General features: G+C 72.7%; 21 protein-coding genes. 12 read left to right on the forward strand and 9 right to left on the reverse strand.

The window, feature by feature from the left end:
* Positions 1-105 precede the first annotated feature (105 nt).
* Complete coding sequence (locus ACFPCY_RS41805) at positions 106-570, forward strand: pyridoxamine 5'-phosphate oxidase family protein (RefSeq protein WP_378265234.1); 465 nt, start codon at positions 106-108, stop codon at positions 568-570.
* Positions 571-695: 125 nt separating this feature from the next.
* On the opposite strand, the gene ACFPCY_RS41810 is transcribed toward ACFPCY_RS41805, so the two are convergent.
* The 3 genes from ACFPCY_RS41810 to ACFPCY_RS41820 form a co-directional block, all read right to left on the reverse strand.
* The gene (locus ACFPCY_RS41810) at positions 696-1538 is read right to left on the reverse strand and encodes a universal stress protein (protein WP_378265236.1); all 843 of its coding nucleotides are present in this window, start codon (positions 1536-1538) and stop codon (positions 696-698) included.
* 63 nt (positions 1539-1601) lie between these two features.
* Complete coding sequence (locus ACFPCY_RS41815; RefSeq protein ID WP_378265238.1) at positions 1602-2642, reverse strand: zinc-dependent alcohol dehydrogenase family protein; 1041 nt, start codon at positions 2640-2642, stop codon at positions 1602-1604.
* Between the two features lie 154 nt (positions 2643-2796).
* Complete coding sequence (locus ACFPCY_RS41820) at positions 2797-3687, reverse strand: universal stress protein (RefSeq protein ID WP_378265240.1); 891 nt, start codon at positions 3685-3687, stop codon at positions 2797-2799.
* A 367-nt stretch (positions 3688-4054) separates the two neighbouring features.
* On the opposite strand from ACFPCY_RS41820, the gene ACFPCY_RS41825 reads away from it, so the two are divergent.
* Both ACFPCY_RS41825 and ACFPCY_RS41830 read left to right on the forward strand, forming a co-directional pair.
* Positions 4055-5401, forward strand: a complete 1347-nt coding sequence (locus ACFPCY_RS41825) for a SpoIIE family protein phosphatase (RefSeq protein WP_378265242.1) — start codon at positions 4055-4057, stop codon at positions 5399-5401.
* 174 nt (positions 5402-5575) lie between these two features.
* Entirely contained in the window at positions 5576-5968 is a 393-nt protein-coding gene (locus ACFPCY_RS41830) for a hypothetical protein (RefSeq protein ID WP_378265244.1), read from the forward strand.
* 289 nt (positions 5969-6257) lie between these two features.
* On the opposite strand, the gene ACFPCY_RS41835 is transcribed toward ACFPCY_RS41830, so the two are convergent.
* A complete protein-coding gene (locus ACFPCY_RS41835; protein ID WP_378265246.1) occupies positions 6258-6437 on the reverse strand; it encodes a hypothetical protein in 180 nt (59 codons plus the stop codon).
* 101 nt (positions 6438-6538) lie between these two features.
* Positions 6539-7141: a CGNR zinc finger domain-containing protein gene (locus tag ACFPCY_RS41840; RefSeq protein WP_378265248.1), complete on the reverse strand. Its 603-nt coding sequence runs from the start codon at positions 7139-7141 to the stop codon at positions 6539-6541.
* A 67-nt stretch (positions 7142-7208) separates the two neighbouring features.
* Here ACFPCY_RS41840 and ACFPCY_RS41845 point away from each other — a divergent pair, with 67 nt between their 5' ends.
* Entirely contained in the window at positions 7209-7598 is a 390-nt protein-coding gene (locus tag ACFPCY_RS41845) for a RidA family protein (protein WP_378265250.1), read from the forward strand.
* Between the two features lie 248 nt (positions 7599-7846).
* Here the strand turns inward: ACFPCY_RS41845 and ACFPCY_RS41850 are convergent, their stop codons facing one another.
* Entirely contained in the window at positions 7847-8809 is a 963-nt protein-coding gene (locus ACFPCY_RS41850; RefSeq protein ID WP_378265252.1) for an alpha/beta fold hydrolase, read from the reverse strand.
* Positions 8810-9298: 489 nt separating this feature from the next.
* Here ACFPCY_RS41850 and ACFPCY_RS41855 point away from each other — a divergent pair, with 489 nt between their 5' ends.
* The 5 genes from ACFPCY_RS41855 to ACFPCY_RS41875 all read left to right on the forward strand — a co-directional run bounded on the left by ACFPCY_RS41855 (position 9299) and on the right by ACFPCY_RS41875 (position 15249).
* Positions 9299-9442: a hypothetical protein gene (locus tag ACFPCY_RS41855; protein ID WP_378265254.1), complete on the forward strand. Its 144-nt coding sequence runs from the start codon at positions 9299-9301 to the stop codon at positions 9440-9442.
* A 99-nt stretch (positions 9443-9541) separates the two neighbouring features.
* Positions 9542-12286: a lantibiotic dehydratase gene (locus ACFPCY_RS41860; protein WP_378265256.1), complete on the forward strand. Its 2745-nt coding sequence runs from the start codon at positions 9542-9544 to the stop codon at positions 12284-12286.
* Positions 12279-13307 carry a lantibiotic dehydratase C-terminal domain-containing protein gene (locus tag ACFPCY_RS41865; RefSeq protein ID WP_378265258.1) on the forward strand — a complete coding sequence of 343 codons (1029 nt, stop codon included), beginning with the start codon at positions 12279-12281 and terminating at the stop codon, positions 13305-13307. Before ACFPCY_RS41860 ends, ACFPCY_RS41865 begins: the two co-directional genes overlap by 8 nt.
* Positions 13304-14404: a thiopeptide maturation pyridine synthase gene (locus tag ACFPCY_RS41870; RefSeq protein ID WP_378265260.1), complete on the forward strand. Its 1101-nt coding sequence runs from the start codon at positions 13304-13306 to the stop codon at positions 14402-14404. The genes ACFPCY_RS41865 and ACFPCY_RS41870 overlap by 4 nt, the downstream gene beginning before the upstream one ends.
* Positions 14401-15249, forward strand: a complete 849-nt coding sequence (locus ACFPCY_RS41875; RefSeq protein WP_378265263.1) for a TauD/TfdA dioxygenase family protein — start codon at positions 14401-14403, stop codon at positions 15247-15249. The genes ACFPCY_RS41870 and ACFPCY_RS41875 overlap by 4 nt, the downstream gene beginning before the upstream one ends.
* Positions 15250-15326: 77 nt before the next feature.
* Here ACFPCY_RS41875 and ACFPCY_RS41880 read toward each other — a convergent pair whose 3' ends face one another.
* Positions 15327-15872, reverse strand: coding sequence for a helix-turn-helix domain-containing protein (locus ACFPCY_RS41880; protein WP_378265265.1), 546 nt, complete (start codon positions 15870-15872; stop codon positions 15327-15329).
* Between the two features lie 56 nt (positions 15873-15928).
* On the opposite strand from ACFPCY_RS41880, the gene ACFPCY_RS41885 reads away from it, so the two are divergent.
* Positions 15929-17086 carry a pyridoxal phosphate-dependent aminotransferase gene (locus tag ACFPCY_RS41885; RefSeq protein WP_378265267.1) on the forward strand — a complete coding sequence of 386 codons (1158 nt, stop codon included), beginning with the start codon at positions 15929-15931 and terminating at the stop codon, positions 17084-17086.
* 153 nt (positions 17087-17239) lie between these two features.
* Here the strand turns inward: ACFPCY_RS41885 and ACFPCY_RS41890 are convergent, their stop codons facing one another.
* Positions 17240-17656, reverse strand: a complete 417-nt coding sequence (locus ACFPCY_RS41890) for a MarR family winged helix-turn-helix transcriptional regulator (RefSeq protein WP_378265269.1) — start codon at positions 17654-17656, stop codon at positions 17240-17242.
* Positions 17657-17685: 29 nt separating this feature from the next.
* Entirely contained in the window at positions 17686-18105 is a 420-nt protein-coding gene (locus ACFPCY_RS41895; protein WP_378265271.1) for an SRPBCC family protein, read from the reverse strand.
* Between the two features lie 256 nt (positions 18106-18361).
* Here ACFPCY_RS41895 and ACFPCY_RS41900 point away from each other — a divergent pair, with 256 nt between their 5' ends.
* Complete coding sequence (locus tag ACFPCY_RS41900) at positions 18362-18784, forward strand: DUF6098 family protein (protein ID WP_378265273.1); 423 nt, start codon at positions 18362-18364, stop codon at positions 18782-18784.
* A gap of 126 nt (positions 18785-18910) precedes the next feature.
* Positions 18911-19753, forward strand: coding sequence for a dimethylargininase (ddaH, locus tag ACFPCY_RS41905; RefSeq protein ID WP_378265275.1), 843 nt, complete (start codon positions 18911-18913; stop codon positions 19751-19753).
* The last annotated feature ends 140 nt before the right edge of the window (positions 19754-19893 follow it).

The raw sequence follows: 19893 nt of genomic DNA on the forward strand, positions 1-19893 counted from the left end.
CGCGCCACAGGTCGGCCCGGCCGGGGACCTCTGGTCGCCTGCGCCCGGTTCACCGGGGGACGTTCGGCTCTGATGCCTCACCACCGCGCGGTGAAATATGGATACATGAGGGACGATGGTGCGAATGCGACGGAGCTCAGCCGGGGTGAATGCCTCGCGCGGCTGCGATCGGCCACCGTCGGCAGGGTGGTCTACACCGACCAGGCGCTGCCGGCGATCCTGCCGGTCAACTATGCGATGGACGGCGACCAGGCCCTGATCATCCGGACCGCGCCCGGATCGAAGTTCGACGCCGCGCTGCGCGGCGCCATCGTCGCGTTCGAGATCGACGAGATCGACCTCCTCGCCCGGACGGGCTGGTCGGTCACCGTCGTCGGCCCGGCCCGGGCGGTGACCTCCGAAGCCGAGGCGCAACGGCTGTCGCGGCTCCTGCCGCAGCCGTGGGCGCCCGGCCGGCGGGACGCGTTCATCCGCATCTCCGTCCGCCGGGTGTCGGGCAGGCGTTTCGCCGTCGAAGCGGGGGCCGACGCGTCCGCCGGGCCGTCACCCGCGCTGGAGGAGCGAGCCTGAGCACGCCATCGGCTGCTGGACCTCCACCGGAGGAGACCGCGCAGCGAAAGAGCCCGGCCGCCCGGCCGGGCCCTTTCCGCGGTCACCGCTCCCGCCAGAGGCCCGGCCGGGTGCGCGGAGCTCCCTCACTCCTCAGGATCGGATCGCGGCACCACCACGACGGGGCAGTGCGCATGGTGCAGAACCGCGTGGACGACCCGTCCCGGCACCACGTTGCCCAAGCCACGCCGACGGCGCCCACCCACCACGACCAGCGCGGCGTTGCGGGACGCCTCCACCAGGGCCCGCGCGGCCCGCTGTTCGGTCAGCTCCCGCTTGACGGGGAGGTCGGGGAAACGCGCCGTCGTCCCCGCCAGCGCCTCGGCCAGCTCCGTGTCCTCGGCTACGCGCCGGCGCGGGGCGCCGAACTCCACGCCCACGGCATGCAGGGCGACGAGTTCGGCTCCGCGCGAGGCCGCCTCCCGGAACGCCCACTCCAGCAGGTCGTTCTCGGCGTACCGGCCGTCGACTCCCACCACGAGCCGCGCGGGCGCATCGGCGGGGTAGGGCGCGAAGCGCGGAACCACCAGGACGGGGCATCGCGCGTGCGCCGCCGCGTAAGCGCCGACCGAGCCCAGCAGCAGCTCCTCGAAGCCGCCCACGCCCCGCGACCCCACGCTCACCAGCGCGGCGCCGCCGCTCGCCCGCACGAGGGCGCGCCCGGGATCGGCCGCCACCAAGCGCGTGGCGACCTCCAGTTCGGGATGGGACTTCAGGACGTACTCGCGGGCCTCGGCGAGCAGGTCCCGGCGTTCGGCGGCCAGGCGCCGGAGCGCGCGTTCGGGGATCGTCCCGTCCGGCGACAGCGCATGCGAGCCGTGCAGCAGCCGCAGCCCGAGCCGGTGCCGGACGGCGTGGTCCGCCGCCCAGTCCAGAGCCCGCCAGGCGTGCGCGGATCCGTCGATCCCCACGATGACCTCAGCTGGCATGGATCGTCCCTCCCGTACCGGTCCGTCGTCCGCCCCGAGGGGCCGCGGCTGCCACCGTCCCGCTCAGCGGGTCAGGACGACCTTGAGGGCGCCGGTGTCGGCGGCGCCGGCGAACACCTCGTAGGCCTTGGGGAACTCGTCCAGCTCGAAGCGGTGGGTGACGAACCGTCCGGCGTCGACCTGGCCGCCGGCGACCAGGCGCAGCAGCGTGGGGGTGGACGAGGTGTCCACCAGACCCGTCGTGATCGTGATGTCGCGGATCCACTGCTTCTCCAGGTGCAGCGTGGCCGGACGGCCGTGCACGCCGACGTTGGCGATCCGGCCGCCGGGGCGGGCCAGCTCGACGGCGAGCTCGAACGCCTCCGGGACGCCGACCGCCTCGATGGTCACGTCCGCGCCGAGCCCTCCGGTGAGCTCGTGGACGACCGCCAGCGGGTCCTGCCGGCCGTTGTTCACCGCGGTGTCCGCGCCGAACCGGCCGGCCGCCTCCAGCCTGCTGTCGGCCAGGTCGATCGCGACGATCCGGCTCGGGCTGAACAGGCGGGCGCCCGCGATCGCCGCCAGGCCGATCGGTCCGGCGCCGACCACGGCGACGACGTCGCCCGGCCGCACCCCGCCGTTGAGGACGCCGACCTCGTACCCGGTCGGCAGGATGTCGGCCAGCATCAGCACGTCCTCGGCCGCCACGCCCGCCGGGACGGGGTACACGGAGGTGTCGGCGAACGGCACCCGGACGTACTCCGCCTGCGTCCCGTCGATCCTGTGGCCCAGGATCCAGCCCCCGCCGCCGAGGCACTGGCCGTAGCGGCCCTCCCGGCAGAACCGGCAGGTCCCGCACGCGGTGACGCAGGACACCAGGACCTGGTCGCCGGGCTTCACCGTCCGCACGCCGGGGCCGACCTCCTCGACCGTCCCGACCGCCTCGTGCCCGAGGACGCGCCCGTCGGTCACCGCAGGGACGTCCCCCTTGAGGATGTGCAGGTCCGTCCCGCAGATCGTGACCGCGTCGATCCGCACCACCGCGTCCCCCGGCTCGGTGACCCGCGGCTTCGGCACCTCCTCCCACGCCTTCCGGCCGGGACCGTGGTACACCATCGCCCGCATGGCAGGCCTCCTTCATCGTTCGGTTGCGTCTCCCGCCCTCGGGCTGTTCATGCTCAACGCCCGGGGCGACCTGCCCGACCGGGACGGCGTGGATCTGGAGACCCCGTTCGTCGGCGCGGGCATGCGCGGGCATGCGCGGCCGGGCCGGCCCGCGCTACTTCCCCGCCCGGCTCTCGCTCGTGCCGGTGCGCGTCGCGGTGGGCGGGGTCACGGCGACGGGGCAGGGCGCGTGGTGCAGCAGGGCGTGACTGACCGATCCCATGACCAGCCCGCGGAAGCCTCCGAGCCCGCGCGTCCCGACGACCAGGAGCCCGGCGTCCGCCGCCGCGTCCAGCAGGACCTCGCGCGGGGACCCGGTCACCACCTCCGTCTTCACCTTCACCTCGGGGTGGTCCCGCCGCAGCGGCGCGACGAGCCGGGCGAGCCGTTCGGCCGCCAGTTCGCGCAGCCCCTCCGCGCCCACCAGCGGCGCATCGACCTCGATTCCCGCCGGCCAGGCCAGCACCACCCTCAGCTCCGTACCACGCAGGCACGCCTCGGCGAACCCCAGGCCCAGCGCCTCCAGTGAGGACGGTGACCCGTCCACCCCGGCCACGACGGGGCCCTGACCGTCCTGGTCGGCGGCCTCCCGGGTGACCACGACGGGGCAGGGCGAGTGCGCGGCCAGCGCCGCCGCCGTGGAACCCAGCACCAGCTCGGCGAAGCCGCCGTGGCCGCGCGTGCCGACGACCACGAGCTCCGCCTCCGCCGCCGCGTCCTTCAGCACGGACGCCGCGGCGCCGTGCCCCAGCACGGTGTGCACGTCCCGCGCCTCCCTGCGGGCGAGTTCCGCCCCCACCGCCAGCACGTCCTGCGCGGCCCGTTCCAGGTCGGCGAGCGGCACCCCGAGCGGGGCGTTGGCGAGATAGGCCTCCGAAGCGTGGCACACCGTCAGCGGCACCCCGCGCAGCCGCGCCTCGGCCGCAGCCCACCGCACCGCGATCTCGCTCTGCGCGGAACCGTCGTACCCGACCACCACACCGCGGGTCTTCTGCCGCTCGTCCACTTTCGCTCCCACCTTCAAGGCCCGCCCTGGTCAGGGCACGGCTCTGTGATCCACCGCCTCCAGCCAACGGTGTCGCGGCGGGCGTCCGTAGGGCTGAACGTCCCGGACGTGACAGCCCAACGTCCAGGTGGCAAGGCGCCAGCTCAACGGATCACCGCAACGGATCACCGCATCCGCCGCCGTGGGCGGACGCCCGGCCCGCGCGCCGGACCGACGCCCAGGGCGTCCTCGCGCGGCGGCGCACGGCATCGGGCTGATCGGCTGCTCTAGAGTGAGCAGCCTCCACCGGAGACGATCGACACGCCGACGACGAGGGCGGCGGCGCCGATACGGGGGCGACATGCAAAATGATCAGCCGCGGGAACCGGTGCGCCTTCCCAGGCTGTCCGACGGCGGGGACCTGGAGCACATAGCCGGGCAGCTGCGGCTGCTCGGACGCGCCCAGCAGCGGATGGAGGGCCTGCTGTCGGCGGTCATGGCGATCAGCGGCGAGCTCGAACTCCCCGTGGCGCTGCGCCAGATCGTGACCACCGCGATGGAGCTGGTCGACGCCCGCTACGGCGCGATGGGCGTCCTGGACGAGCACGGCGACGGGCTGTCCGAGTTCATCCCGGTCGGCCTGGACGAGGCGGAGATCTCGGCGCTGGCCGGAGTGGACCTGCCGCACGGCCGCGGACTGCTCGGAGAACTGATCCGGCGTCCCGAACCGCTCCGCGTCTCGGAGATCGGCCGCCACCCCCGTTCCGTCGGGTTCCCCCCGGGTCATCCCCCGATGCGGACGCTCCTGGGAGTGGCGATCAGCGTGCGGGGACGCATCTACGGGAACCTGTACCTGGCCGACCGCCGGGACGGGCGGCCCTTCGACGACGACGATGAGGCGGTGGTGCTCGCGCTGGCGGGCGCCGCCGGCGTCACGGTGGAGAACGCCCGGCTGTACCAGCAGGTGCGGGCGGGCGCCGAACGGTTCCAGCGGTTGCTGCTGCCCCGGCTGCCCGATCTCGCGCCGTTCACCGCCGCCGCGGTGTACCGGCCCGCCGCGGCCGACGAGCGCGGCCTGGTGGGCGGGGACTGGTATGACGCATTGCTGTTGCCCGACAGATCCTGCGCCGCGGTGATCGGCGACGTGGTGGGCCATGACCTCACCGCCGCGGCGGCGATGGCCCAGACGCGGAACATGCTGCGCGCCCTGCTGTACGACCGCGGCACCCCGCCCAGTTCCGTGCTGACCCAGCTGGACCACACCCTGCACGCCATCACTGACAACCCCGTCACGACGGCCTGCCTCGCACGGATCGAACCGGTCACGGACCCTCCGTCCACCGGGCGGGCGGAAGAACCGGACAGCAGGGAACTCCGGTGGCGACTGCACTGGAGCAACGCCGGGCATCCGCCCCCGCTCCTGGTCTCGCCCGAGGGGAAGGCCCGCTACCTGGATGCCGAACCCGGCGTGCCGCTCGGAGTCGAGACCGCCTTGCCGCGTCCCGACCACACGTGCCTCCTGCCCGCCGGCGCCACCGTGGTGATGTTCACCGACGGGCTGGTGGAGCACCGGCGACACCCGATCGAAGAGGGCTTCGCAGCCCTGGCCGCCACCGCCGCCGCGCACGCCGACCGGTCCCTGCCCGACCTGTGCCGGGCTCTGGTCGACCACCAGCCCGGCGACGGCCACGACGACCTCGCCGTCCTGCTGCTGCGTACCCCGGACGTGACCTGACCCTCGGCCCCATGACGTCCGCCGCTGCGCGAAGGGCGAACGACCTGCCGTCCGGGACGAAGGTCTCTGGGGCTGGAGTGGCCACGGGGCCATGGTGGAGATGCATCCGAACGGAGCGGCATGCCAGCGAATTCCGCCCGGCCACCGCCGTTCCACGCCCGTCCAGGAGGACGCATGCCACGCCAGAACGCGACTCCCGCCGAGCCCGCCGAGCCCGCCGCAGACGACACCGCGGCCTCGCCGATGGCCTTCACGCTGTCGGGCCGAGTCGAGGAGGGTGATGTGCGGCGGGCCCGCGAAGTGTTCTCGCGAGTGCTGGCCCACGCTCACGAGCCGGTCCTGTTCGTCCGGACGTCGCTGACGGTGGCACCGGCGCACGACCCGTCCGGTCAGGCTGAAGTGTCGCTGCGCGCGGACGTCAACGGCCGCCCGATCCACGCGCACGCCACGGCGACTTCGCTGCACGAGGCGATCGCGATCACGGCCGACCGGCTGGCCGCCCGGCTGGCGCACACCTCGCGCGACTGGGAGTCCCGCCGGGGAGGACACGCACACCCGTCCCCCTGACCAGTGACCGGTCCACCGCCGAACCAGCGCCCCGAACGGCCCCGCCGCCATGCTCCGGGGCTCGACGGGTCACAGCTGCTTGCCCGACCGCACCGGCGATGCCAGCAGTCCCTGGAATGGTCGTTTTCACCCCGACGGTCACGTCCGTCCAACGTCCCTGCGGCTCCCTCCTGCGCGAGTACGGGCTTGTTGGTCGGCGCTCCGAGTCGCGCCTCATTCCCTTCGTCGTGGCCGCCGCACCCGCGCGATGCTCGCCCGCCCCGACGCCCCCCTCGCCTTCATCCGGCCGTCACGAGGAACTCCGTCGCGAGCTGGTGGGACGGCGCCGGGCGTGCGGGTCGTGCTCGGCGGTCAGGGCCGCGGAGGCCTGCTCGCCGAGGCGCGCGTGGCGGCCGAGGCTGGCCAGTGCCAGGCACAGGTGCCACGACTTGGCCTGCAACTCGGCGGTGGGGCGTCCGGCGGCTGCCACTCGGCCATCACTCGCCGGACGGCGCAGGTGGTCCCGTCAGGCTGGACGAGCCGCACGGGGCGGCCGGTCGTTCCACCTGCCACGGAACGCCGGCTGCACCGTCATGGGTCGGTGGCGCGCCGGGCGCGCAGCGCCCGGAGCTTGTGGCGGTTGCCGCAACGTTCCATCGCGCACCACCGGCGGGCGCCGGGACGGGAGGTGTCGACGAACACCAGCGGGCAGTTGTCGCCCGCGCATTGGCGGATGCGGTCGCCGAGCGGTCCGGACAGCAGCTCGATCATCTCCCGCGCCAGCGTCGACAGCGCCTGCGTCGCCCGCACGGGCCGGCTCCACCCCGCGGTCGTGCCGTCGAAGGCGAGTTCGGGGATCAGCGGCGCCGCCGTCGCAGCGCGGTTGAGGTCCGCGACCGCCTCGGCCGGGAGGGGCCGCCGCGCCGCCCGGGCCTGTGCCGCGTCCCAGATCGCCTGGCGCAGGGTCTTGGCCGCCGTCAGTTCGCGGGCGGTCACCGGGACCGTCATGACGGCGGTCAGTGGCGGCTGCGCCAGCCATTCAGCCAGGTCGGTCGGCTCGTGGAGGGTCTCGAACACCGCATACCGGCCCTCGCCCCCGGTGTGGGCGAAATCCAGGCAGAGGGCGCCGGCATCGAACCGGAACGATCCCCCCTTCGGGTCGTGCAGCGTCCGCCCGGTTGTCCTCGCTCGCATGAAACCACTATAACTGGTGTCTCAGCGAAACCACTTTTACTGGTTTCTTCACCGGAGGAGACGACACATGGGCACGCGGCATCTCAACCCCGAGGGACTTCATCGCAGCCCGGCCTTCAGCCAGGCCGTCGTGGTCGAGCAGCCGGCCAAGACGATCTACATCGGCGGACAGAACGGCGTCGGCGCCGACGGCGAGGTCGTCGGCCCCACCGTCGGCGAACAGGCCAGGCAGGCGTTCCGCAACCTCGCGACCATCCTGGAAAGCGAGGGCGCGAGCCTGGCGAACATCGTGCACTGGCGTATCGCCGTGGTCGAGGGGCACACCTTCGACGAGGGTGTGGCCGCCTTCCAGGAGGTGTGGAACCGGGCCGACCCACCGCCGGCCATCACCGTGCACGTCGTGGCCGGCCTGGGACCCGGGTTCCTCGTCGAGATCGACGCCGTCGCCGCCGTGTGACGCTCCCGCCCGGGCGATCGTCGGCCGGCAGGTCGCCGATCACCTGGGCACCGAGTCGGCACTGGACGCGCTGGAAACGGCGATCTGGTCGCGGGGCGGTGTCGGCGACGCTGCGCGTCCGCCCGGCGGCGAGGGAGATCCTTCGACAATGCGGCCGCTGAGCCGCTCAACAGCCTCTACAAGGTGGGAGATCCGGCGACCGGCCTATGGCTGGGGCGAGCGGTTCTTCCGGCGAGGTCGGTGGGTGGTCAGGATTTGGTGAGGAACTCGGTCAGCAGGCGGTTGACCTCGTCGGGGCGTTCTTGCTGGATCCAGTGGCCGCAGCCGTCCAGCAGGTGGCTTGCGGTGAGGCCGGGGAGGGTCTGCGGGTAGGCCTCGATGGCGTCGGCCAGCCACATCGTGGAGGCGTCGCTGGTGCCGCCCAGGAACAGCGACGGCTGGGTGATCGGTGCTCCGGCGTAGGGGGTGAGGTCTTCCCAGTCGCGGTCCATGTTGCGGTAGCGGTTGAGGCCGCCGGTCAGGCCCGTGCGTTCGAACTCGGAGGCGTAGAAGTCGAGGTCCTGCGGTGACAGCCAGGACGGCAGCGGACCGGTCGGGAAGCGTTCGCGGAGTGTGCCGCCGTCCTTGGTGACGAAGTGGGGGTCGGGTTCGTCGGGGCGGGGCATCGTGTCGGCCGACAGGGCGCGGTAGAAGCCGGCGAGCCAGCCGCGGACGTCGGGTTCGATCTCGGCCTCGGCCCGTCCGGGCTCCTGGAAGTAGGAGACGTAGAACTCCTGGTCGCCGCCCATGCCGGCGAACACCTCGCTCGGCCGGGGGCCGCCCGGCGGGGTGTAGGGGACGCTGAGCAGGCCGACGGCCCGGAAGACCTCGGGCGCCAGCAGCGCGGAGTGCGCCGCGATCGTGGCGCCCCAGTCGTGGCCGATGACGACCGCCGAATCCGCGCCCAGCTCGCGCACCACGGCGACGTTGTCGGCGACCAGGTCGAGCATCCGGTAGGCGGCGACGTCCTGCGGCTTGGACGAACGCCCGTATCCCCGCACGTCCAGCGCCACGGCCCGGTAGCCCGCCTCCGCCAGCGCCGGGAGCTGCCGCCGCCAGGAGTACCACGACTCGGGGAACCCGTGCACGAGCAGCACCAGCGGCCCGCTGCCCTGCTCCACCACATGGACCCGCCCGGCCTCCGTCGCCACCATCCGGTGCTCGACCTTCACCGTCCACCTCCCCGATGCGTCCTCCCGCCGATCCTTGGCGATCAAGGTCGACCTACCCAAACCGCGTTGCCGTTCCAGCAACGGCCCCTCAAGGGAACGGCCATCTCCTTTTCACCCCTTGCGGCCCGGGTGCGCTCCTTTCGTTGAACACTCTCAGTGACGTCGGAGCGTCGGGCCGCCAGCTCGGTGAGGACAGGCCGGCGGTCGACAACCGGGGACGGTCTGCGGCCACAGAGGTTTCGGGCATGGGCCGCTACGCGACCGGCGGCGCGCCCAGAGGAGCCGGATGACCGGCTCCGCCCGGCACGCCTCGGCGTCCGGCGGCGGAGTCGGTTCGCCGGTCTCCCGTGATCGCCGGCGTCAAGATATCTCCCTGCGTTTTGCCTGGTTGACGCGGTGTGGATCGATGGATGGGGCAGGGATGTAAGCACACGCACACTGCTGGGACGTTCTTGACTGGAACGTTCCCCGACACAGAAGGAGACAGAGATGCAGCACATCGACGAAGAGCTCGCGCTGGACGTGGAGACGCTGGAGACCGGCGAGGACGCCGACTACGGCAGCTTCACCACCGGCCACGGCGTCCACGAGCTGGCGTCCTCCTATTACACCTACGGCAGCTACATGGTGTGACGACTTCGGCGGCGGGATGGTCCGCCGCCGGAGCGAGGGAGCCCGTCCGTCCGTGCGGGACGGTGCGGGTTCCCGCAGCCCAGTGGACGGAGCGGAAGCGTGGCACAGGGAGATCGAGGAGGCGGTGCGGACCCGTCCGGCTCGGCGTCGGCGCCGGTGCCCGTGGGAGAAGTCGCGTCCTGGTGGGTTCATCCGGACGTCGGTGTGCGGGTGGCGGGCCTGCCGGTGCGGTCGCTGGAGGGGTTGCGCGCCGAGCGGACCTGGCGGCGGATCGGGCGGTTGCGTGAGCGGCGGGCGGCATGGCGGCGTGAGACGCAGCGGCTGGTGGACGTCCTGGAAGAGCACATCGGCGGGATCGAGGCGGGCGAGCGGCGCGGGTTGCTGGTGGCGTTGCGGCGGGCGGTGTTCGGTGGGCGGCCGTTGCGTGGGCGGATCGCCCCGGCGCGGCTGGGCGCGGCTCTGCCCTGGGGGTTGGCGGCGGATCTGCTGGCCTGGCAGGCCGAGCGGGAGCGGCTGGCCGGTGAGGTCGAGCGGCTGCCGACGCTGCTGGCGGCCGAGATCGGCGGCTGTGCGCAGGCGTTGCGGGACTGGATGGCCGAGGACGCGGCGCGGCACGGCCTGTGGCATGCCAGTCCGGCGCTGGCCGGTGAGCTGGAGAAATGGCTGGTCTCGGCCCCGGGGGTGATGCCCGAACGCAAGGTGGTGCTTCGCCTGGCGCGGTATCTGTCCCGGGTGGCGGCCAAGACCAGTCCGTTCACCGCGTTCACCGCCTGGGGGCTGGGCTGCTGGGCGGACGCGGCGGTGACGCCGTCATGGGCGCCCGTCTCGATCGTCCAGGCCGACGACGGGTTCACCCAAACGTGCGCGTGGGCGCTGGCGGGACGGGACGATCCGGGGTCGCGGCTGCCGCTGCGGCTCAACACCAGTGCGGTGGTCACGCCTGAGGCCGTGGTGTTCCTGGGGGCGGCTGCCGGTGAGCCGGTGCATGAGCTGCGTCTGACGCCGATGGTGGACGCCTGCCTGACGGCGGCCCGTTCTCATCCCGGCGTGTCGGCGGATGAGTTGTGCGAGCTGCTCGCCGCCGCGTCCGGCAAGGGGCCGCCGCGTGGTGAGTTGCACCGTTTCGTCACCGCGCTGGTCGGGCTCGGGCTGTTGGAGCAGCGCCTGCCGTTCGCCGATCAGGACATCGCTCCATGGAGTGCCATCCGGAGCTGGCCGCAGGCTCCCGCCCAGCTACGCGAGGTCGCCGGCGACCTGGACGACACGCTGCGCCGAGGGGCCACGTGCCAGGAAGCCCGGCGGGCCGCCGAACGCGTCCGCCGACTGCTGGAACTGGACGAGGACGCGCCCGCACGGCCGCGGCGTGAGCTGGTCCGGCACGATTCGATCCTGACCGGGCCGCCGCCGGCCTGCGACGAAGAGTCCTGGCGGCCGGTCTGGGGCGACCTGAACGCGCTGCGGCCGTGGGCGGCCCTGGCCGAGGCGTCCCTGCCGCTGCGGCTGGCCGTCTCCGCCTGGACGGTCCAGGCGCTCGGCGGCAGCGGCAGCCTGCCCTACCTGAGCTTCTACCGCCTGCTGTGCGCCGCCGGGGTGCTGGAGTCGGCCGAGGACTCCGGCAGTGATCCGGCCGAGGGCTCCGGCAGTGATTCGGCCGAGGGCTCCGGCAATGATTCCGCCTCCCCGGCCATCGGCGGTGCGATGGGCGACCTGCGCGTGTTGACGCTCCTGCGCAGCAACGCCCGCAACCTGCTGTACGGCCGATCGGCCGTCACCTCGCCGGTTCAGGGCGGGCCGGTCGGCGGCACCGGTTCCCGGGTCGAGCAGTGGGAGGCGATGACGCGGACGTGGCCGTCCTGGATCGCGGCGCCCGCGTCGCTGTCCTGCTTCGTTCAGCGGACGCCGACCGGCGCGGTGCTGAACGGGATCGCCACCGGATACGGCCGTGGCCGCAGCCGAGCCCAAGCGCTCGCCGACGCGGCCACCAGCGGCGAGAGTGTGAACGGACACGGCGACGGCGGCGGAGAGGGAGACGGCGACGGGGGCCGGTACCGGCGTGAAAGCCGGTACCGAGGTGAGGTGCTGGTGGCCGAGGTGGACGGCCTGTTCGGCAGCGGCCTCAACCGCCGCCGTCCGGCTGCCGCGTTCGCCATCGACTACCCCTACACGCGGTCGCGCCGTCCCGCCGAGCAGCTGATCCCGCTGGCCGACCTGGTGGTCACGTGGGAGGCGGGCGGGCCGCCGGTTCTGTACTCCCGGCGGCACGACCGGCAGGTGCGCCCGGTGCATCTGGGCGGCGTCGGCGACGGCTTCCTGCCGCCCGCGTTGCGCACGCTGGTCCGGTTGTTCGGCGACTTCACCGCACCGTACCGGCCGACGTGGCTGCTCGGTGAGGACGATGACCCGTGGGCGCACCAAGGCGTCCGGCACACGCCCCGCGCCCAGCTGGGGAGCCTGACTCTGGCCCGGGCGGCGTGGTGGATGCGCGCGCGTGACCTACCATCCCGCGGGACGGGCGAGTCGGATGCGCATCTGATGCTGCGCTGGGCCGAACTCTTCGCCGCCCACGCGATCCCCGAACGCTGCTTCATCCGCATCCTGAGCGAGCAGAGCCGGCGACCAAAGCAGAGCCGGGCCGGCAAGGAACGCAAGCCGCTGTATCTGGATCTGGCCAGCCCGCTGCTGCTGGGCACCGTCGAGCGGGAGCTGAGCCGGCCGGACGCGCGGGTGGTCATCCACGAGGCGCTGCCCGACCCCGCCCACGGCTCGCCGAAGTCCGGCGACCGCGCCTTCCGGACGACCGAGCTGGTGGTCGAGGTCAACGGGCCGGAGCTGACCTATGGCTGACCCGCCCGGCCCCTGGATCAGCGCGCACCTGTTCTGCTGGAGCGATCTGGACGTGGTCCTGACCGACACGGTCGCTCCCCTGCTGCGGCGGCTGCGCGACGAAGGAACCGTCGAGCAGGCGTTCTATCTGCGCTATTGGGAAGGCGGCCCGCACCTGCGGCTCCGTCTGCGACCCGCCGCACCGGAACTGGAAGCCGACCTGCGCGCCCGCCTGACGGAACTGGCATCCGCCCTGGATGCCGGTCGGCCCGACGCGCGAAGCGTGCGGGAGTATGCCGCGGCAGCGGCCCGGCTCGCCGCCGCCGAACACCGCACCAACGACTACGACCCGCACGTGCGCACGCGCGGTCAAGTGGAGTTCCTGCCGTACCGGCCCGAGCACGACTGGTACGGCCATGGCGCGGCGCTGGCCGCCGTCGAGGAGCATTTCTGTCGCTGTAGCCGGACGATGCTCGCGACCGTCGCCGCCGGCGCCCCGATCGCCGTCCGCGCCGGTCTGGCCTTCGCCCTGCACGTCACCGCCGTCTGCACGGCGGCCCCGGACCTGCACATTCCCACGCGGTACCCGCTCGCAGACGACGAGGATTACCGGGCCCGGCCCGCGCTGCGCCGGCAAGCCGAGCGTTGCTGGCATCTCACCCGCCACGACCCGGCCGGGCCTGTGCCGGACGGCGGCGCGCCGGCCGCATGGGCCGCCTCGCTCCGCACCCTGCACACCACCTTGAGCAGGCCGGACCTCTACCGGCCCGCGCTCCCCGAGCACGCCCGGCGCCACCCGGCCGCGGCCATCGCGCCCGGCCCGCTGCCGATCGTCTACGCCCGGCTCGCGCACCTGGCCGCCAACCGGCTCGGCATCAGCCCGCGCCAGGAACACCACATCACCGCCCTGGCCAGATCCGCCCTGACCGATCTGGCCGTCCGACCACCCGACCATCCGACCGCCTGGCCGCCCGACCACCCGACTGTCCGGCCGTCCGGCCGCCCGTCGCCTGAAGACCGCGCCATGAAGGGAGCCCGATGAACGCGACCTGGCACAGCGCCCAGATCTACTACTACGACACCAGCCACGACGATGTGTCCCTGGACGCCGTCCGGCCCACCCTGCGCGCGCTGAGCGAGCACATCGACGCCGCCTACGTCCTCCCGCACTGGCGCCAGGGACCGCACCTGCGCGTCAACGTCCGCTGCCACCCCGACGCCTGGACCGAGCACATCCAACCCGAGATCGCCACCCGCATCGGCGCCCACCTGGCCGAACACCCCTCCACCGCCGTCCTGGACCCCCGAGCCCTGCGCGAGCACGCCCTGCTGGCCCGCCTGGAGCACGAGAACGGGCCGCTGACCCCCTACATCGACGACAACACCATCACCTTCCAGCCCCACGACCCCCGCCTGCACATCTTCGGCACCCTCGAAAGCAGCCACCTCCACGCCGACTTCCACGCCGACGCCACCGACCTGGTGTGGCGGATCCAAGACGAAGTACGCGCCGGACGGATCGACCGCTTCGCCACCGCCCTGGACCTGATGTGGACCACCAGCCACATCGGCTTCCCACCGATCCAGCGCAGCGCCGCCTCGTTCTACTCCCACTCCCTGGCCTTCATCGCCAACAGCCCCGACCCGGCCGTCCGCGCCCGCGAATACGCCACCCGCTACACCGCCAACAAACACGTCCTGGCCGCCCGGCTGCACACCGTGCTGACCACCCTCGACGACCCCTGCACCACCCCTGACCCGCTGATCCGGGACTGGGCCGCGCTGCTGCGCGACTACAAGGACCGCGCCACCGAACTCCTACGCGCCGGCCACCTGCCGATCAACGACCGCGACCTCCCGCGCCCCACCACCCCGATCGTCCCGACTCCCCTGCTCAGCGAGCTGGCCGCCGACCGGCACATGCAGCGGTTCCGCGACACCGTCGACTACCAGCGCTACCGCCTGCTGCTCAACTACACCTACGGGCTGCTGACCCGCCTGCGCGTCAAACCCATCGAACGCGGCCTGCTGTGCCACCTGGCCGCCGCAACCGTCCAGGACGCCTTCGACATCGACATCGCCGCACGCTTCCGCGACTTCATCGCCCACCCCCACCCGCTCGAAGGCAGCCACCCATGACCGCGCAAGCGCCCACCCCCGCCGGCTGGACGACCGAACGCCAGGACCCGTTCGGCCTGCGCCTGCTCGCCGGCCCCCGCGCCGCACTCACCGGCCTGGAACCGCGGACGGTCCTCGACCTGGTCGCCGCCGAACACCTTCTCGTCCTGCGCGGCCTCTCCCCCGACCTCGACGTCGAGGAGTTCGAGGCGTTCGGATACCGGCTCGGCGACCCCATCCTGTGGTCCGACCGGCCCAGCTTCGACGTCCAGGCCCAACCCGACCCCGACGACCACCTGTTCGAGACCGGCTTCATGCCCCTGCACTGGGACGGCATCTACTCCGACGACCACACCCCCGACCTGCAGATCTTCCACTGCGTCCAGGCCGTCGACCCCGCCCTCGGCGGCGCCACCCTGTTCTGCGACACCACCGAGGTCCTGGCCGACGCCACCCCGGAAACCCGCGCACTGTGGAACGGCCTCACCTTCCACTACGAGCGCCCCTTCTACGGCAGGACGCAGAGGCGGGACATCCCCTTGGTCGTCCGGCATCCCCACCACGGATACGACACGCTGCGCTACAGCGAACCCGTCCCGCCCGGCATCACCATCGTCAACCCGCCCCGCGTCACCCTGCCGTCCGTGCCGGACGGACACGACGCCGACCAGATCATGGCCGACCTCCACGCGAGCCTCTACGACCCGCGCCACCTCTACACCCATCACTGGCAGCCCGGCGACATCGTCATCGCCGACAACCGCACGCTGCTCCACACCCGCCAGCCCTACCCCGCCGGCACCCCGCGCCTGCTCCGCCGCATCACCACCCAACACCCCACGGCTCCCGGCACGAGCAGAGGCTGACGCCCTCGACCGGAGGGTTGCCGTAGTACTCGGACGTCCCGGAGCGCCAGGAGTTCAGGTAGCCAAAAAACGCTCGGTCAGCTGTCGGGATGCACCATGAGAAGGACGGCGCGGTTGTGGGCGCCGTGTCCCCGGTACTGGTGCGGACGGGCGGCGTCGAACCGGATGGAGTCGCCTTCGGCCAGGTCGGTGAGGGAGTCGTCGGGTCCGAGGGTGGCGCGTCCGCTGGTGAGCACGAGGCATTCCTCGACGCCGGGCAGGTGCGCGTCGGAGTGCTGGGTGCCTCGGCCGATGGCGATGTCGTAGACCTCCACGGTGCCGCGCAGGCTGATGCGGTGGAGGAGGCGCGCGCTCACCGCGTCGCCCTGGACCTGCGGACGGGGATCATCGGCGCGCACCACCTCGACCGTCGTGGCGGGGGCGTCCAGGAGCTCGCCGAGGGAGGCCTTCAGCGCGGTGGCCAGGGACCACAGGGTGCTGAGGGTCGGGTTGCCCTGGCCCAGCTCGATCCCGTGCAACGTGGTCTTGCTGATGCCGCTGGCCGCCGCGAGGTCGGCCAGCGATATCCCGGCCGCCGCACGGAGTCGTTGCACGTTCTGCCCCACCACTTGCGCGAAATCCATGCGTATCAGCATAGTGGTATGCCCGTACCGGTAAAAAGTTCGGCTGTGGAGGCGACATGACGGTGACGCGGCTACGCGACATCCCGGGCATCGGCGTGGACGCCGTGGGTGACGCGGCCGACGCCGCGAACGACCCGGAACTGCTGCGGCTGGAGAACCTCGACACCGACCTGCGTCCGCCCGCCGTCGCCCTCGCCGCGACCCGCGCCGCCGTCGACACCGACTCGGCCAACAGCTACCTGCCGTTCCAAGGACACCGCTCGCTTCGGGAAGCCGCCGCGGCCCACGTCGGCCGCATCTCCGGGCACGCTTATGACGCCGGCACCCAATGCGTCAGCGTGGCCGGCGGGCTCAACGGCATCCTCAACACGCTGCTGGCCACCGTGGAGCCCGGGCAGGAGGTCGTGCTGTGCGACCCGATCTACGCCGGCCTGGTCAACCGGGTGCGGCTCGCGGGCGGAATCCCCCGGTTCGTCCCCGCACAGCCCACCGCGGACGGCTGGACCGTCGACGCCGGACGGCTCGCCGCCGCCGTCGGACCCGGCACCGCGGCGGTCCTGATGATGGGACCGGCGATGCCGACCGGCCTCGTCCTGGACGAGCGGCACTGGTCCGCCCTCGCCGACGCCTGCGAACGCCACGACGCCTGGCTGATCTACGACGCGGCCATGGAGCGCATCCGCTTCGACGGCCGCCCACCCAGCCATCCGGCCGCCCACCCGGGGCTGGCCCGGCGCACCATCAGCGTCGGTTCGGCGTCCAAGGAGCTGCGGCTCATCGGCTGGCGCGTCGGGTGGGTCGTCGGCCCCGCGCCCATCATGGCCGACATCCGCCTCGTCGGGCTGACCAACGTCGTCTGCCAGGTCGGCCTGGCCCAGCAGGCCGTGGCCGCCGCGCTGGACGCGCCCGACGCCGAGGCCGACGTCGCCGCCGCCACCGCCGAATGGCGGCGGCGCTGCGAGACGGTTCTGGACCAGCTGTCCGCCTATCCCGTCATCCGGCCGCACGGCGGCTGGTCGCTGCTCCTCGACGCCAGGCCCCTGGGACTGACCGCCTCCGAGCTGTCCCGGCGCCTGTTCGACCGGGCGAAGATCGCCGCCACCCCCATGGACGGCTGGGGCCCGAGCGGAAGCCGCTACCTGCGGCTGGTCTTCGCCAACGAGCCCGTCGAACGCCTCACCGGCCTCGGCGAGCGCTTCCGCCTGGCGCTCTGACGGCAGACCGCCCGTCCCCCGGACTGCTCGCGACCGGCGTCCCCTAGCGACGCCGCCGACCTTCCGTCGCCGGCGAGGGCAGCGCGGCTGCGTCCGGGCGTGGAGGCCGCCGCCTCGTTCAGGACGGAGAGCTGGGAAACCCGCGCGGGCCGTTCAGGTGGCGCGGTTCTCGGCCATCTCGCGGAGGCGTAGGCGCAGGGCCTCGCGGTCCGGGCCGGCACCGAAGAAGGCGGCGTCCACCTCGGCCGCGACCTGGACGGCCCGGCTCACCAGGTCGCGGCCGGCGGGGGTGACGACGAGGCGCTTGGCGCGGGAGTCGTCCGGGTCGGGGACGCGGGTCAGCAGGCCGCGGGCCTCCAGCGTGGTCAGGACCTTCGAGGTCATCATCCGGTCGGCCCCCGACAGTTCGGCCGCCGCCTGCTGGGTCGGCGGGCCGTCCTGGCCGGTCAGCCAGTTGACCGAGGCCAGCAGGTTGAACTGGGTGTGGGTGAGGCCGAGCGGCCGGAGCCCGGCGTCCAGCGCCTGCCGCCAGGACAGGGCCGCGTGGTGCAGCCAGAACCCCGGGCTCATCAGCGGGCCCCGGGGGGCCGGTGGTCGCGTCATCGCCGCGCGGCCTCCCGCTCCAGGGCGGCGAACGTGCCCGCCAGCGCCCTGCGCACCTTGGGGCCGTAGTAGCAGCGGAACAGCGGGCCGAGCGGGCCGCGCACCTCGTACCGCTTCCAGACGCGGACCTTCCCGGCGCCGGCGGCCTCCATTCCGTGGTGGACGGTCAGCTCCCCGCCGGGCAGCGGCGATCGCGCGGTCCAGACCCGCTCCGGCTCGACGGCCGTGATGGTGTAGGGGCCGCCGGGGTTGCCGTGCTGCTTGGAGTAGCCGCTGGTACCGACTCCGAACGGTCCGTCCAGCCTGTTCTCGGCCTCGCGCGGGTCCCAGTCCGGGAACCGCTCGACGTCGCACCAGACCGCCCACACCGTGGCGGTGTCGCCACTGATGACCTTCTCGTCGCCGAAGACGTACATGCCGCTCTCCGATCTGTTGTCGCGACTACTATATTCAGTAGTCGCGACAACAGTCAAGGGTCAGGTGGCACGCCACCGAGCGCGTCCCGAGGACGCCACCGCGCATCCCGTTCGAGCGCGGCATATCTCGGTCGTCCATTTTCTTCCCGTGAAAGATGCCGGTCGGTGGTGATGAAGGGGCCACGGGGAGTGGCGGGGCCCGGCCAGGAATTCCGCGCGTGATTCGGGGTAGGCGGGCGGCATGGAGCTGGCATCCGTGAAAACACTGGCTGACCTGGCCGAACTGGTGGAGAACGAGTCGGGGCTGTTCGTGCGCTGGTCCCGGGGGCCGGAGGTCGACGAGGGGGGCGTCAGCAAGGACGACCTGACCGGGACGGAGCTGCCGGGCCTGTCGGCCAACGCGCTGGACGTGGAGGACTGGTGGAAGCCCCGGCCGGTGTGGATGTGGGTGGCCCGCCGCCTCTACGACTACAGCCACCTGGCGCACGAGAAGGGGCCGGGCGTCCGTCCCTGGGTGCTGGAGGGCGAGGTCGTGGGGCACGGGCCGGACAACGAGCCGCTGGTGGCCTGCCGCCGGCCGATCGCCTGGATCGAGGAGGACGTGCTGGAGGAGGCCGAACGCGCCGTCGCCGAGCAGCGCGGCGACTGGGGACCCCTGCGCAGGACCGGCGATGCCTGAGCCGCCGCCGGTTTGTTCCAGTTTGAGGCCATCCAGGTCGGGCACGGTAGGTACTCGCGAGTGACGCAGCGCCAGAGGGGTTCGGCCCGAGAGCGTCCTGACGAGCTGTGACGAAGGGGCAGGAACATGGGAGAACCGGCCACCGGACGGCGCGAGGAGCGCCGGCGGGTCCTGATGTGCCCGCCGACGTTCTACGAGATCACCGACGACAACCCGTGGGCGCCCAAGGACGCCGAGACCGACCGCGACGCCGCGGTCGAGGAGTGGACCCGCCTCAAAGCGACCTACGAAAGGCTCGGCCACGAGGTCGAGCTGCTCGAAGCGCGCCCCGATCTGACCCAGATGGTGTTCGCGGCGAACGGGGCGGTGGCGATCGAACGGCAGGCGTTCGTCGCGCGTCCCAAAAGCGAGGAACGGGCGGGGGAACGGTCGGCGCACGCCGAGTGGTTCGAGAGCGCGGGTTACGACGTCCGATTGTCGGAGGCCACGAGCGAGGGTGAGGGCGACTTTCTCCTGACGGAGAACTTCATTCTCGCCGGCACCGGATTCCGCACCGACCAGCGGGCGCATTTCGAGGCGCAGCAATTCTTCGCGCGGCCGGTCGTCAGCCTCCAGCTGATCCAGGAGAAGTTCTACCACCTGGACACGGCGCTGTGCGTCCTCGACGGCGTGACCGTCGCCTACTACCCGGACGCGTTCTCGCCCGACAGCCGCCGCCTGCTCCGCCGGCTCTTCCCGGACGCGATCATCGCCTCCGACCACGACGCGAACCAGCTCGGCCTCAACGGCTGGTCGGACGGGCACCACGTGGTGATCCACCACACCGCGGAGCAGCTCGCCGACGACCTCACCGCCCAGGGCTTCGAGCCGGTCCCCATCGAGATGCCCCAGCTCCAGGCCGGCGGCGGCGGCCCCAAGTGCTGCACCATGGGCCTCTTCGAACAGGCCCCCACCCACGCCGTCAACTGATCGTCCTCTCCGGCTTCGGCGGGCGCGATCAAGAGTCCTTTATGTAATTGTTTGTCGCATTCATCGAACGGCGGGAACGAGTTTCGCGGGAAAGCAAGCGGCCCGGCGGTCACGGTGGGGTGGCCGCGCGGGAGGGCATG

The sequence above is a fragment of the Actinomadura gamaensis genome (genome assembly GCF_042652125.1).
Classification (GTDB): Bacteria; Actinomycetota; Actinomycetes; order Streptosporangiales; family Streptosporangiaceae; genus Spirillospora; species Spirillospora gamaensis.

Excerpts from the sequence above, each read along its gene's own strand:
- ACFPCY_RS41840 (WP_378265248.1), bottom strand. The coding sequence starts at position 7,141 with ATGCGAGCGAGGACAACCGGGCGGACGCTGCACGACCCGAAGGGGGGA.
- ACFPCY_RS41810 (WP_378265236.1), bottom strand. The coding sequence starts at position 1,538 with ATGCCAGCTGAGGTCATCGTGGGGATCGACGGATCCGCGCACGCCTGG.
- ACFPCY_RS41890 (WP_378265269.1), bottom strand. The coding sequence starts at position 17,656 with ATGAGCCCGGGGTTCTGGCTGCACCACGCGGCCCTGTCCTGGCGGCAG.
- ACFPCY_RS41895 (WP_378265271.1), bottom strand. The coding sequence starts at position 18,105 with ATGTACGTCTTCGGCGACGAGAAGGTCATCAGTGGCGACACCGCCACG.
- ACFPCY_RS41875 (WP_378265263.1), top strand. The coding sequence starts at position 14,401 with ATGACCGCGCAAGCGCCCACCCCCGCCGGCTGGACGACCGAACGCCAG.
- ACFPCY_RS41845 (WP_378265250.1), top strand. The coding sequence starts at position 7,209 with ATGGGCACGCGGCATCTCAACCCCGAGGGACTTCATCGCAGCCCGGCC.
- ACFPCY_RS41855 (WP_378265254.1), top strand. The coding sequence starts at position 9,299 with ATGCAGCACATCGACGAAGAGCTCGCGCTGGACGTGGAGACGCTGGAG.
- ACFPCY_RS41880 (WP_378265265.1), bottom strand. The coding sequence starts at position 15,872 with ATGGATTTCGCGCAAGTGGTGGGGCAGAACGTGCAACGACTCCGTGCG.
- ddaH (WP_378265275.1), top strand. The coding sequence starts at position 18,911 with ATGGGAGAACCGGCCACCGGACGGCGCGAGGAGCGCCGGCGGGTCCTG.
- ACFPCY_RS41805 (WP_378265234.1), top strand. The coding sequence starts at position 106 with ATGAGGGACGATGGTGCGAATGCGACGGAGCTCAGCCGGGGTGAATGC.
- ACFPCY_RS41870 (WP_378265260.1), top strand. The coding sequence starts at position 13,304 with ATGAACGCGACCTGGCACAGCGCCCAGATCTACTACTACGACACCAGC.
- ACFPCY_RS41885 (WP_378265267.1), top strand. The coding sequence starts at position 15,929 with ATGACGGTGACGCGGCTACGCGACATCCCGGGCATCGGCGTGGACGCC.
- ACFPCY_RS41815 (WP_378265238.1), bottom strand. The coding sequence starts at position 2,642 with ATGCGGGCGATGGTGTACCACGGTCCCGGCCGGAAGGCGTGGGAGGAG.
- ACFPCY_RS41865 (WP_378265258.1), top strand. The coding sequence starts at position 12,279 with ATGGCTGACCCGCCCGGCCCCTGGATCAGCGCGCACCTGTTCTGCTGG.
- ACFPCY_RS41830 (WP_378265244.1), top strand. The coding sequence starts at position 5,576 with ATGCCACGCCAGAACGCGACTCCCGCCGAGCCCGCCGAGCCCGCCGCA.